This is a genomic window from Cellulophaga fucicola, from assembly GCF_900119145.1.
GTDB lineage: Bacteria > Bacteroidota > Bacteroidia > Flavobacteriales > Flavobacteriaceae > Cellulophaga > Cellulophaga fucicola.
Window position 1 is genome coordinate 1 of the sequence record NZ_FPIY01000007.1, and the last position, 15029, is coordinate 15029.

Genomic DNA, 15029 nt, shown 5'->3' on the forward strand with positions numbered 1-15029 from the left:
GAAACACTCGATGCCATTTTAAAATTTACGCCATCCTCAGCATATTGTATGGTTTCACGCTCGTTACCATCCTTAATAGCTAAGGTAGCTACACCACCTTTATAGGGCCAGTATGTGGTCTCATGACCTGATTGCATCACTGGATTTAAAGAATGCTTTTTATAAGGCCCTAAAGGATCTTCTGCTATTGCCAAACCATGCCCTACAGCATAGTTACTTCTATTATCGGGCCATTTGTTATATGCTGCTTTGTAATACACATAAATTTTTCCGTCATGTACCAGAGGCTGTGGATCATGCGTAGCTTTATGGTCCCATTCTCCTTCTTTACCAAACGGAATTACTTTATCTCCGCCATGGGTCCAAGGGCCATTGGGCGAATCAGCATAGGAAATAGATACAGGACACAAATCTCCTCTTAACCCACTCGGTTCATCAAAAGCTTGGTAGTACAGATAGTATTTATTCTTCCAAACAAGAATATCGGGCGTAGCCACAGAACGCCATCCTGACTTTGGCTTTTCAGGACGTGAAATAGCCACCCCTTTTTCTTCCCAAGTAACTCCGTCTTTACTAGTAGCATACCAAATATCACATAAATCCCAATCGGTAGAAGGTATTACATCGGTAGCCTCTGCCGCACGATTCCAACCAATAGGAGGTACTACTGTATGCCTTTTAGTGTACCAAACATAATAAGTATCATTTACCAAGATTGGTCTAGAAGGATCTCTTCTAGAAATAGTACCATCACCATTATTATAATCAAAACCATTTAAACGCGTATACTTAAATTGCGAGAAAAGTTCATTGTCTTGAACTCTTGGTGTTGGGTAATTAAACATTCGTTCTGAAGAAGCACTAAGCGGAATATTTGGCTTTTCAATAGGCATTTTAAAAGGAAAAACCTGTAAAGTATCGATTATGACATTGTCTACAACCTTAGCTTCTTTCTGAGTACAAGATATTGCCGAGAGCACTACCAGTAAAAGAGTACTTATCTTCAAGTTATGTGAAAACTTCATAGTTTATATGTTGTTTGATGTGAATTTTACTATTTTAAATTATTCCCACTCTTTGTAAATTTCTTTTAATTGATGGTAGGCTTTCTTTTTATTTCGATGTTCATCAACTATGCCCCATTCTCTAAAACCCGAAGCGGGTGTACCTTTATAATTACTTCTGTAATCATTATAGCTCCAAATAGAAACGCCTGTTACCCAAGGGTACTTTTTCAATTCATTTAAATAGCCTACCAATTCATCGCTCAAAGCACCTTCTGGTGCAGGACCTATTTGACCTATTCCTATTTCAGAAATAAAAATGGGTTTTCCTGGGAATTTCTCATGTGTTTTTTCTGCCAATACAGGTGCATTTCCGTAGCTATTCATCGATATAAAATCTACCTTCTCATAAGGCTCCGTTCCTATTTCCCCTTTTCTATACGTGGTTATACTCACATAAGTTTTTAGCCGTGTACTATCTAATATTGCCACATAATCTAACATAGCATCTACGTAACCATACTGCCCTTTGGTTAAGGCCTTATCATCCCAATCATCCCCAGGATTTCTCAATTCATTCCCTACACTCCAAGCAACTACAGAAGGATGGTTAAAATCTCTCTCAATCATTGTTTTCATCCATTGTTTGGTTAAAGGATTATCTGGAAAAGAATTAGGGTCTTCATCTCCCCAAACGGGAATTTCTTCCACTAATAAGAATCCGTTTTTATCACAAAAATCTAATAGATTTTCAGATAAAGGGGCATGCATTAGTCTTGAAAAATTACACCCCAAAGACTTTATATCTAAGATATCTTGTGCTATTAACTGATCTGGTTCTGTATTGCCATAGACCGGATGATCGTGTACACGATTGACACCGTTCATACGTACAGCACTATTATTTAAATAAAACTGTTCCCCTCTAACTTCAAATTTTCTAATCCCGAAATTATCAACAGTTTGATCCTGCAACATACCATCTACTGCTACATCTGTAGCTAATTGATATAAGTTTGGCGTATCAAAATGCCACAAATCAAAGTCTGAGAGCTTTCTTTTAAACCTTACTACTACTTCTTCTACTTTCCCTGCGTCTATGGATAATGAAGTTTCAGGCAACATTTCTTTGCCTTTAATTGTTGATTTTACAGCAACATTCATTGGCGATTTTCCATTGTTTTCTATTTTATACGTGATGCAAAAATTCACCACTTCATTCTCAAATTCGGGTACCGAACTAATATGCTGGTATACCAAGCGCACAGGTTCATAAGCCTCTAAAACCACGGCTCTACTTATACCGCCCCAAGCCCACCAAGCACCGCGTTTAATGGTATTATCTGCCATTACCACCAAATTGTTTGTTCCTGTTTTATGTATATAAGGGGTTATATCAAAATCAAAAGGCAAATAGCCTCCTACGTTTGTTCCTAAAAACTCACCATTTAACCAAACCTTTGCCGTTTGATAAACGGCTCCAAATTTTAATCTAATGTGCTTGTCTCTCCAATTTTCAGGAAGTGTGAAGCTTTTTTTATAATACCCTTTACCTACATAAGTGCCGTGTTTTTCTCTAGTATCCCAATTGCCAGGCACGGTAATGGTATCCCATTGCTGGTCTATTTGCGACAACACTGCTGTTTCTGCTATAGTATTTGATGCTAAAAATTGCCAAGTACCATCTAAAGATTTATTCTTCTCATAGGAATTATAATCGTTTAAGGGGCTTACTTTTTTACAGGAAGTGCCCCATAAAATAGGAATAGATAACAGTAAAAAGAGCTTCTTATTCATACTTTATTTTTCTTTGGTAATCTGTAATGGAATTTGAATATTGAAGGAGTGTCTCACATTATTCACATCTATAGTATCTGCAGCACATAACAAAGCTAAGGGCTCTCCGTTCTCTAGATATACTTGGGGACGTTCTAGATGATCAAATTTTGTTTCTGTACCATCTTCCCAAGTAACTGTCCTGTCAGATATTTCAAAATACTTGCCTTGCTCCCATTTTATTCCGTCTTCAGAATCATAATGTACTAAAGAAAAAACTCTTTTTTTATCTACTGTTTTAAATCTTTTTACAATAGCTCTGTATTTACCATCTTGGTACCAGATATAAGGATCTTCTGCCGGAAAACGCTCTCCTTTAAAAACAAAAATAGGATCAGGATATTTTGTAAAAGGTCCGGTTGGTGTATCTCCTATAGCTACCAAGTGTACTACAGGACCACCAGCTGGTAATTTAAATGCTTTCCCTACTGCCTTGTATACCATTAGTATTTTGCCATCTGGCATTTCACATACAGACGGATTGGAGGTCATCAAGGCGTCATGTGCCTTATCATTACCATGAGCAATATCTAAAACAGGTGTGTCAAATCTTTTCCAAGGTCCGTTAGGACTATCGGCAACGGCAACACCTATTCTTTGGTTATTTCTATGTTCCCAATTTAATTTAGGGTTTCCGGGGGCACTTACAATTTCTTTATTTCCAGTGTTACCCATATAATATAAATAGTACTTGCCTTTAATTTTAAGGATGGTAGGGTTGTGTGTTGTAGCTCCATCCCAATATTCTTTTCCCCTATCACCCAATGACACCTCTTGAAAAGTGAATGGTCCAAATGGACTAGTAGCCGCAGCATGCGCAATTTCTGAATAGTTTACCCATTCCCATCCAATATTTTTTGGCCATCTAGAGTAAAACATGTGGTATAAACCATCTTCGCCTTTGGTTAAGGTACCACCCCAAACACTTTTGCTTTCTTCTTTAAAAATTGATTTTTTTGATACTTTGCCAAATTCAATTTTAAAATTTTCTATTTTTTCTACAACTTTTTCTTGTTCTTTTTGTTCCTTTTTTTCTTTACAAGATGTAATTGTCAAGATTAAAAAAACTGCTACTATTATGTTTTTCATAATTAATTCTTTTTCACAGTTATTACCGGAGACCAATTACTATCTCCATTTTTATCTTTTCTTTTAATTTGAAGAAAATAGGTATCTAACTTCATAATTGGTATAGTCATCATACCTCTAGTATATGTTGTAATTATATTAAGTAATTTATCCTTACTAGTACCGTAACGTACAGTATAAGACTCATCATTTAACTCACCAGAATACCCTACTATTATATAATTATCTCTAATAAAAGTTTGCCAAATTACAGGAGGTAATTTTTGCTGATTATTTTTTAACTCTACGCTCTGTGGCAAACTCTCTCCTAAACTATTTACAGCTATTAGATTTGCTTTTATAGCAGGCAATTGTAAATCTTTAACTTCAATAAAATTAGCAATTGTAGGTTCTGTTTTTACAGTTTCTCCTTTACTATTTGTATAACTAATAAAATATTCTTCTGCAGCAACCACTTCATTAAAATATACTCTTGTTTCATTTTTACCTGCAACTACAGATGTTATAGTTGGTTTTTCTGGTTTTTGCAAGGCTATCGTTTTTTCAAAGCGGGTATAACCATTACTACTTACCAAAGCAATGTTCATAACCACAGCTTTGTCTATACTTTTAGATAGTTTTATTTGTCCTTCCCAAACAGCATCTTCTGGTTGCAACACAGGTAACTTTTTAGTCTCGCTACTTATAACTGTTCCGTTAGCATCTTTTAAATTCCATACCAACTTATAATCTACCATTGTAAAACTAGGGTAGTTATTTCTTTCCTTTATTGGTATAACTATAGCGGCCTTAGTTTTATTAAAAGTTACTTTAATATCTTTAACCGGGCTATTTTCTTTCTGCATTCTTGTGTAGAATCTTCGCTTTTGTCGCCAAGCATTTACAATTCCCCAAGTTCTATTTTCTTCTTCACTAGTACCAATGTACCCGCTTCTGTAATCGTTATACGTCCATAATGAAGCACCAATTACAAATTCATTTTTACCTCTTAAATTATCATTTAAGTCAGATGCTTTAGGTAAGTCTTCATCTAAAGAAGTAGATTTTAACCTATCTACTCCGTATTCTGATATAAAAATAGACTTATTAGGCCACTTATTTCTTATGGCAGATAAAACACTTTGTGCAGTACCTTGAAAAGAGTAATGGTTGTGCATAATTATATCTGTATTAGTATTAGGATCGGTTGCCGGAGTTGCTTCTTCTCTAAATCCAGTATTACTAACACAAGTAACCAATCTGTGCGCATCTAACTCTCTCACATAATTCATCATCATGGTAGCATAAGCATTATGACCTGTGAGTTCATTACCTACACTCCACCCTATTATACTTGGGCTATTGCTATCTCTCTCTACCATTTCCTTAACCCAAGACTTTACCAATGGATAATTGGGGGATGTAAATTCTGAATTATCTAAATCTCTTACGTTTACTTCTTCAAACAATAAAATTCCTTTTTCGTCGCAACGCTCTATTAGTTTTCTATTTTGCGTTCCGTGCATAATTCGCATAAAATTTGCACCCGCATTCTTCATTAAATCTACATCCTTATTAATAATTTCTTGTGGTTCTGATGATCCCCAATATCTATGATCACTAACTCTATTATAACCAGCTAAGCGTACAGCTTCGCCGTTTAGAAATAAGTTTTTGTCTGTTAGCTCTATTTTTCTAATACCAAACCTATCATTTACAGTGTGTACTTCTGTACCATTATCCAAAAGAGTATGTTGCATTTTGTACAAGTAAGGCCTATCAAAATGCCATAGTTTAACATCTTTAGCCTTTAAAGAACTTTTTAAAACTAGTTCTTTAGTAGAGTTTGCTTTAACAGTTACTTTTTTGGTTATTTCTTGTAGTTGTTTTTCTCTATAAATATTGGTTTTTAGATCTAAAACTCTATCCGTAGAACCACTATTTTCAATTCTAATTTTTAGCTCCAAGCTTGCAGTTCCTTTGTCTAAATCTGGGTCTGCATGTATATAATTGTGTGTAATACGTACATCATTATTTTTTACCAAAGTAACATCTCTAATAATACCACCCCAGTTCCAGGTAGCACCAACTATTGCATTGTTATTTGTTTCTACAGCTAAAACATTAGGTTTGTTTAGCTCTACGTTTTTAGTAATATCTATCTCAAACGGAGTAAAGCCTCCTTGGTGTTCTCCTATAAATTTACCGTTTAGGTACACTTTTGCTATATGGTAAACACCATCAAACTTTAGTCTAATTTTTTCGTTCTTATCTAGTGTCCATTTATCAGGAGTTGTAAATGTTTTTCTGTACCAAGCTTTTCCTGTGTAATTAGAAAAATCATTAATCATTCCGTAATGTCCTGGCACTTTTAAATTGTACCAATCTGTATCATCAAAATTGTTTAAAAAAACAGTTTTCTTTTCTTTCTCTGAGCTAATTATTTTCTCTTTAGATACGGGTCTAAAAAGTACAGCGTCTGCAGAGACTGATACGCCATATACATCTGAGGTAATTTCTAATCCGTTTTCTTTGTCTTTTTCAAAAGTAAAAATACCTAGGCTTAACCACTCATCACAGCGATTACGCTGATTAAAATATTGAGTATCTATACCATTAGCGTGTTGTATGTTAACTTTAGTATTTAAGTTAATAGCAAACGGAAAACGTACAAATGCTTCATAATAACCAGATGTTGGTAAGTTTGGAATGTATATTACACTAGACTTATCTGTTTTATCCTTAAAAAAATGTTTTAAGTAGTTATCCTTATAAAAACCAGAGCCTCTTTCTTCTACATTAGTGGTTGTCCATTCTCCTTTTACTTTTATTTGATTAATATCTAGATTATCTACAACAACATCCCTACTGCTGGCTTTTATGTTATTGTAATTAGAGCCTTCACCATAAATAGCATTGAATTTCCAGTTGCCATTTAAATTCATCATTTGTTCTGATTTGTTGTTCTTCATTTTTTCTTGAGAAAACCCAAAAGACACAAACAACAACACAATGATAAACAGCTTATTTTTCATAATTACATACATAAAATTTCGAATATTGAAGCTGGTACATCTATAGACGGATGCATTACTTCTATTACTAATTCTGTTATTTTTATAGGAGTTTTAAAGTGTATAGAATTTATGGTTTGATAGTTATCTTTCTTCTCTACCAACACTTTACCACTTTGATCTTTAATTCTGTAATTACGCACACAAAAAGGGATTACATCTTCTGGGTGTCCCATTAATGTAGACTCCATTGGGTGATCATAATCTGTATCAAAAAAGAGCTTAATTTCTTTAACCTCTACCTCTTTACCCCAATTAATATTTATTGTAGGTTTGTTATCTTTTAAACTAGCAACCCAAGCATTTGCACCTCCCCAAGGCCTAACGTAACCATTACTGCTATTTTCTACATTAAAAGCCTTAATAGCTGGGGAAATAGTCATTGCTATATTTTTACCCTCTGGTCTACGCTGAGGTATCCAAAACTCAAAAGTATCTACACCTAAATCTAATGGTGGTGTTTGCTTACCTGTATTAGAAACTGCTTTATTTGTACCATTAAAAACAGATAGTATACCCGTGAATCTTTTATTACTATTCTTAAGACTTACCTTATTATTCTTTATAAAAGTTACAAATGCATATTTATCTATTTTAAAAGTAGATTTAAAAGAAATTGTTACTTTTTGTTGCCCTTTTTTAAGTTGAAATTTATACGTTTCTAAAATTAAATCTGGTGTGTAGTTTTTTGTATTTTCTGATGAACGAAGCTGCACTTTTAAAACTGTATCTTCTTCTGCATTAGCTTCTACAACAAACTCGTATGCTGTATTTGCCTGTAACGGTAATAACTGTGCTGCTGCTGTTTTTAAGCTCATCCATTCTCCGTCAAATAAAATAGTGTTTAGTTCTAATGTAGATGATGCCGTTACCTTTGCAGAGCTTACTAAATTACTATCCCTTGCTATTGGAATATCTGGAATACTTTGCCCAATTATATTTAACTTATTCTGTAGTGTTTTTAAGTAATTCCCTTCTAAAATATGTTTAGGAAGTATAGCATTGGTAGTACACATATGCGCTGCCATACCCACTGCTTGTGCACAAAAACCAGTTGTTGCCATAACACGTATAGAGCCAAAAGCAACGTGACTAGCACTAATTATTCTGCCTGCAAAAAAAAGATTCTCAATTTCATGACCAATAAAAGAACGATAAGGTATTTGATAAATACCCTTAGAGTGCCATTGTGTACAACCAGATAATTTACTGTAAATACCATCTGCAGGGTGTAAATCTATTGCCCAACCACCAAAAGCAATAGCGTCGTAAAACGTTTTTTGCTCTATTACATCTTGTTGTTTTAGCATATACATACCTTGGAAACGACGACTTTCTCTTTTGCCAGGTACAGTACCAACCCATTCTAGCGTATGGTTTTCTACACCATCAAACTCACCCGAGTTTTTAATAAAATCCCAGACACCATAGATTACTTTCCAAAGCTCATATTTTATTTCTTCTGTATCGTAAATAGTGTCTTTTCTTCCACCATACTCAAACCACCAAAAACGGCAACCTTTATCATCTTTACCAATTGCTTTATATCTAGGAATTTCAGTAATATCTTTTAATGCAAAAGCTGGTGGTCTATACGTTACAGGCGAATTTTCTTGTTTACTATAAAAGTACATTGAGTGCCCTAACAACTCACCATAAGAAGTATCTGGCGCAAATAATTCTCCAAATTCTTCTTTGGTTTCTGCACCCATTCTAAATGGTGCACCTGCTTTAAAAGCTACAATACCGTCACCAGAAGCATCACAAAATAAAGGAGCACTAATTTTATATGTAATTGAATTTTGACTGCAAAACCCTATTACATTATCAATTGTTTTTTCGTTTGACTTTTTAATATCATAAATACTGGTATTTAGTAAAAGTGTAATATTTTCTTCAACCAATACTTTTTCTAGTAAAATGGTATCAAAAATAACAGCATTCCCCTCTTTATTTCTATATAAATTTTCAACAAGAATTTCATCTATAACTCCTCCTTCTCTTGCCCATCTGTTGTTATTGCCCATATGAGAAGTTGCACCTAAAATCCACAGTCTAACTTCTGACGAGGCATTACCACCTAAAACTGGTCTATCTTGTACCAATACTGTTTTAGTTCCTTGTCTAGCTGCTGTTATTGCTGCACATACACCTGCTAAACCGCCACCAACAATAACAAAACCTGTATTTAGCTTAATAGTTTTATTGTCTCTTTTTTGCGGACTATAATCTTCTACTAACATAACTAATACTACTATTTAAGATTTTTATAAACAATTATGCTTCCAAGAATACCAACTAATAGTCCCATAATACCAACAAAATAGGCACCAGTTTCAGCTAAAAATGATAAGATTAATATAATTAAGCCTGTTAAAGCAATCCCTATTCCTATTACACGTGCTCCTTTTTTATTTTGAGTGCCTGTGTTTTCTTTTTCTGCAGTAGCTTTTAACTCTATTAAAGCCTTATACTCTTTATATTTTGGGTTTTCTACCGGTTTTAATGTGTAGTAAACTTCATAAATAGTTAATAACACTATTGGTACTGCCACACCAAGTAACATTTCTGATGCTCTATCTAATTTTAAATTAAATAGTAGTGGTACTAAAAACTTAAAAAATGTATTTATAAAAAGTGATATTAGTGTAACCGATAGAATAGTAAACCCTGTTTGTTTTTTAGAGAATAAAGCCCAAATAGGCGGCAAAAACATTGCTCCTCCTGTTAAGGCAGCTAAAGACATTACGACTTCTACAATACCGCCAAAGTAAGGAACAAGTAAGGCTATAAGAATAGTAATAAGCCCTAGTATAATTGTAGCTAATTTACCAATTTTTACTAATTTATGTTCTGGTGTATTGGGTCTAAAATGCTTATAAATATCATTAGTTAATACTCCTGCAGATATGTTTAATGTGGTATTTACAGAGCTAGACGTGGCAAAAATCATACCTCCCAACATTAGCCCTAACATACCTACTGGCAACACTTCTTTACACATTAATAAATAGGCACCTTCGTTTTCTAAACCATTTAAATCTGGATTTAACACACGGTAAATCATTGGTGGTAACATCCAAATTAACGGACTAATAGCATATAAAACACCAAATAACCAACCTACTTTTTTTGCATCTTTAGGTGTTGCTACACTGGTATAACGCTGAACATACGCCCAGTTGCCCGCAATAAAAAACAAATTATACAATCCAAATGCTACTAAAAACAACGGAGAATACTCTGTATTAACAAACTGAAAAAAAGTGTCTGGAGCTTTAGATATAAAGGCATCTACACCTCCTATTTTATTAAAAGAAAGAGGTACAACAATTAGTACAACTGCTGTTAACACAACAAACTGTAAAACATCTGTAACTATAACTGCCCATAAACCACCTACAGTTGTGTACACTAAAATTAAAATACCTAAACCTATAATACTTGCTGTTATTGGTATCCCCGTAGATACCTCTACAATTTTAGCAACAGGGTATAAAAAAGCACCCATTGTAAAGATTGAAATTAGTAAAAACAAATAAGTATATGTACGCTGGGTTTTATAACCCAACCTATCTGTAATAAACTGAGCCGTAGTAATAGCTTTTGTTTTTTGCCATTTTGGTGCTATTACAAAACCTATAATTATACCTGCAATACACATTGTCCATTGTATAGAAATTGCTACCCAACCACTACTGTATGCAATAGCTCCCCAAACTACAAATGTACCAGCAGAAAAAAAACTCATAAATAAAGACAAGCCACTCATCCACCAAGGTAATGCACCTCCTGCAGAAAAATAAGATTTCATATTTTTACCTGTTTTAGAAAAACTCATTCCGCAGATAAAAATTAATAAGACAAATATAAAAATGACCGATATGTCTATAATTCCCATAAATTATTATAAAGTTGAATGTTAATTTATGATAAATATTACTACAAAATTCACTAATGTTATTTTATGACCTTCGGAAGCGCTCTCGTAAGCATTATTTTTTTCGGAAACGTTTCCGAATTTGCCGAAAACTTTTATTTGTGTTAATATTACTGTATGAAGCATATTACAATAAAAGATGTTGCTAAAAAGTTAAACGTATCTATATCTACAGTTTCTAGAGCCTTTAATAACAAGTATGATATTAAAGAAGAAACAAAAGAAAAAATACTAAAAACAGCCAAAGAGCTTGGGTACAAACCAAACCCTATTGCAAAAAAATTAAGTCAGCAACGATCCTTTACCATAGGCATTATAGTGCCAGAGTTTAGTAATAATTTTTTTCCTGAAGTAATGTTAGGAGCTCAGGAAGTATTGTTAAAAGAAGGGTGTCAGGCATTAATTATGCAGTCTAACCATTCTTGGGAAGTTGAAAAGAAAAATGTAGAGACATTAGTTAATAATATGGTTGATGGTTTAATAATTTCATTAACATCAGAGAGTAAAAACAATGCTTATTACAACGATTTAATAAAGCAAAATATCCCTATTGTATTCTTTAACCGTACCGTAGATCAAATTAAAGCCTCTAAAGTTTTATTTGATGATTATAAATGGGCAATGTTTGCAACAGAACACTTAATAGTACAGGGTTATAAAAACATTACACATTTAGAAGGTGACAAAAACCTAACGCTAACTAAAAACAGATTAAGAGGTTTTACAGATGCTCATAAAAAATATAAACTTACGGTTGGTAAAGTTGTTCCTTGCGGATTTAAAATGGAAGATGGCGAGCGTGTTGCCCAAGAAATGATTGATAAGAGTGAGGTTCCAAGGGCTATTTTTGCGGCTAATGATTCTTCTGCTGTTGGCGCAATTAGTGTTTTTAAAAAAAATGGATATTCTATTCCTAAAGACATAGCAATTGTTGGCTTTACAGAATCTAATCTTGCCAAACATACCACACCAACATTAACGTCTGTGGAGCAGCCTACTAATGATATTGGACAAACTGCAGCAAAACTATTATTAGAACAAATAAACACCAAAGGGTTATTTGTACCACAAACTATTGTTTTAAACGGAAGATTAAATATTAGAGACTCCTCAGTTAAAATTATTTAATATAGTTGTGTATACCATTTTCCGTTATTTTACAGAGGTCTCTTATAAATACCATTATCAACAGTTACATTTGGTTTTGTTCTGTTGTATTTATTTCCATCTCAATTTACTATTGGTGTTACTGCCAATTTATTCCCATTGTACGGATTTAGAAAATCTATTGCATTATGACCTAAATGGCTTGTATGATAAAGAAAGGGTTTTAATTGTATTTGGCTTCTTCATTCTATTTTTTTAACCAAGGTTCTTTACTGTTATTTAAGTATGTAATAAACCAACCTGAACCCCAACCTGCACTCCAAAGAACATTTTCATTATAAGGGTCTGGCTTAACATCTACCATTTTATTAGGTTGCCCTAAGCCTTTGTTTATTTTTTTCCAACTAATAGCGCCGTCCTCGGACAAATAAATTCCTGGGTTTTTAAAATTATCAATTAAATTATTTGCTTGTCCGGCCACACTAATTACAATAATATTTTCATCTAAAGGAGAAGTCTCTACTTGCCAAACAAAAGGAGCATTAAAAATTTTATTCCAACTTTTTCCATTATTTTTTGACATCCAAACACCGCCTTCTTCATAAGTTCCAGAACGTCTTCCGGTTGCTATGTATATGTTATGACTATTACGATCTATAAAAACATTATTTACCGCTTTTATTTGGGATGGTATTTTAATTTTTTCCCAATTACTTCCTTTGTTTGTTGATTTATATAACCCTCCATCATCATCATTACAAGCAGCATACAAAATATTAGAGTTTTTAGAATCCATTTTAATTCTGCGTACACTTACATTTTTATGAAACCCATTATTACTTAACTCCCAAGTATAGCCGCCATCTAAAGAACGGTAAAATCCATAACCACCCTTGGTAAGCTTTGGTGCTTTACTACCTACTTCTGAAATAGGTTTTTTAATAGCACAGAAATACATATTCTCTGGAGTAACAGGATCTATAATTAAGGAGTATTGCATTGCCAAGCCCTCCCATGAATTGTTATCTGCATCAAAAATTGTGGCTATATTTTTCCAAGTTTTACCTCCATCATTTGTTCTTCTTATTTTCCCTCTATGCTCTTGTCTCCAACCTAATGAATAAATAATATTTGGATTATTTGGATGTACAGCCATTGTAGAAGTAGAATGTTGACCGTGCATACCATTGTGGTCATGAACTTGACCATCTATTTGCTCTACAGCAACTGCCTGTTTATTAGGCCATTTATCCAAACTTGTTGTTTGCCATAATCCGTGCTCGCCACTTGCCAGTAATCTTCTGTCGGGAATTCCTGTTTCCAACAGCATAAACCTTCCTGGTAAATTACTATCTCCACGCCCAATCCATTTATTACTTCCTTTAGATGTCTCATTATCATCAATCTGACACCAAGTTTTGCCGTTATCTGTAGATTTTAAAGTTTGTTGATCTATCCCTATAAAAACATCTCCTTTATTATTAATTGCTAACATACGGTTACCCGAAATTTCTGCATGGTTATTCATATATCTTTGCAGGTGTGCAAATGTTACATTTGCACCCATAGGGTTGTTTCTACTTTGCCAATATGCTGTATCTTTTTTTGACAACCAGTAAGTTCCTTGTCTTGCACAAGCAAACCAAGTTTTTCCACCGTCTTCAGTTTTCCAAAGGTCTCCTGCCCCAAAAGATTTATCATGCTTTTTATTAAAAGAAACATAAATTTCATTTTTATTTAAAGGATTAACAACCAACCTATTAAACACAGGTAAAATTCTATTAGGCAAAACTGTAAATTTAGACTTAGCCTCATTTTTTGTGATACCAAACCAAAAACCAATTGTTTTATAATACCTGTCTATTTCTGCAGAAAATTGTATTTTATTTAAGTTAATGTCTAAATTACCTGTACAATTAATCCAAGACGCACCATTGTCTATACTTTTATACACACCACCTTTAGAGGTTACAGATTTTCCGTCTTTTTTATATTCTGTTTGTGTTACCAAGTACAATATAAACTCACCTGTTTTTGCATTGTAATAAGATGTTAGGTCTCTTGGTAAGTTGTTTGGTAGTCCTTTGTCACTTAAATGCCAGTTAGCACCACTGTCATTAGTTATATAAACTCCATAATTGGTGGTAATAAAAATATTCTTTGTGTTTTTAGGATGATAAACAATTCTGGCTACATCTAAATTTTCATTAATACTTGTTGCTATTTTAATCCAAGATTTTCCTCTGTCTTTGGTCTTTAAAACATAGCCATAACTTGATCTTGAACTAATTTTTCCGTGCGGATTTTTTAAACTTCTATGGTTTTCTTTTACATTCCAAAAGTCGCCTGCTCCAATTAGCCATTCAGTATCATCTTTAGGGTTTATAGCAATTTTTGTATGTGCATTACTAACGTGTTTACCACTTGTTCGCGGAATAGTATAAATTATTTTCCAACTTTTACCTCTGTCATTAGATACATAAACGCCTCCTGCACGCTCTATTGCAACACCAAAGTCTGGATTTTGCCTAGAGAAAACAATATCATGTACACGTTCCATATCTAAACCATTACCATCAAAATCTTTAATCGTATGCCACGATTTACCTGCATCCCAAGTTCCGTAACTTACGTGCATATCTGGCCCCATAAACATTGTATTGGTATCTGTTGAGTGTGTCCAAAACTCCTCGTTATAACCAGACATTCCTGGCCCAAAGTTATTCCATATAATTAACGAATCTGAGTCTACTCTCTCTGACTTAATTTTTTCAAAAAAATCATCCAAATTTTTCTTATTCTGACTATATCCTGTAGAAATAATTAATATAGAAACTAATAGTAAAATGTTAGTTTTCATAAAGAGTAAGGTTATGTTTTTTCAAATCTACACAAGTTAATTATTCTTTAACAACACATATGTTTTTACTATTACAACAAATAAACAACTAGACAATTTACAATATTACCTATTTAAAACTATTTTAAAACAAACAAAAC

At 33.5% G+C, this 15029-nt stretch carries 8 protein-coding genes; 1 reads left to right on the forward strand and 7 read right to left on the reverse strand.

The annotated features are described in order from the left end of the window. From BT107_RS16025 to BT107_RS16050, 6 genes are all read right to left on the reverse strand, one after another. The coding region (locus tag BT107_RS16025; RefSeq protein WP_072304933.1) for a glycoside hydrolase family 117 protein at positions 1-1025 on the reverse strand (1025 nt) is incomplete at its 3' end. A gap of 39 nt (positions 1026-1064) precedes the next feature. Next, complete coding sequence (locus BT107_RS16030; RefSeq protein ID WP_072304854.1) at positions 1065-2801, reverse strand: glycoside hydrolase family 2 protein; 1737 nt, start codon at positions 2799-2801, stop codon at positions 1065-1067. Between the two features lie 3 nt (positions 2802-2804). Next, entirely contained in the window at positions 2805-3929 is a 1125-nt protein-coding gene (locus tag BT107_RS16035; RefSeq protein WP_072304855.1) for a glycoside hydrolase family protein, read from the reverse strand. A 2-nt stretch (positions 3930-3931) separates the two neighbouring features. Then, positions 3932-6943: a glycoside hydrolase family 2 TIM barrel-domain containing protein gene (locus BT107_RS16040; protein WP_170854753.1), complete on the reverse strand. Its 3012-nt coding sequence runs from the start codon at positions 6941-6943 to the stop codon at positions 3932-3934. Between the two features lie 2 nt (positions 6944-6945). Next, complete coding sequence (locus BT107_RS16045) at positions 6946-9225, reverse strand: FAD-dependent oxidoreductase (RefSeq protein ID WP_072304856.1); 2280 nt, start codon at positions 9223-9225, stop codon at positions 6946-6948. Between the two features lie 11 nt (positions 9226-9236). Further along, positions 9237-10796 carry a sodium:solute symporter family protein gene (locus BT107_RS16050; RefSeq protein WP_244543137.1) on the reverse strand — a complete coding sequence of 520 codons (1560 nt, stop codon included), beginning with the start codon at positions 10794-10796 and terminating at the stop codon, positions 9237-9239. Positions 10797-11039: 243 nt separating this feature from the next. Here BT107_RS16050 and BT107_RS16055 point away from each other — a divergent pair, with 243 nt between their 5' ends. Continuing rightward, positions 11040-12050 (forward strand): LacI family DNA-binding transcriptional regulator, encoded by a 1011-nt coding sequence (locus BT107_RS16055; RefSeq protein WP_072304858.1) that lies wholly within the window; start codon positions 11040-11042, stop codon positions 12048-12050. Positions 12051-12276: 226 nt separating this feature from the next. Here the strand turns inward: BT107_RS16055 and BT107_RS16060 are convergent, their stop codons facing one another. Beyond that, positions 12277-14889 carry a VPS10 domain-containing protein gene (locus BT107_RS16060; RefSeq protein ID WP_072304859.1) on the reverse strand — a complete coding sequence of 871 codons (2613 nt, stop codon included), beginning with the start codon at positions 14887-14889 and terminating at the stop codon, positions 12277-12279. Positions 14890-15029: the final 140 nt, after the last annotated feature.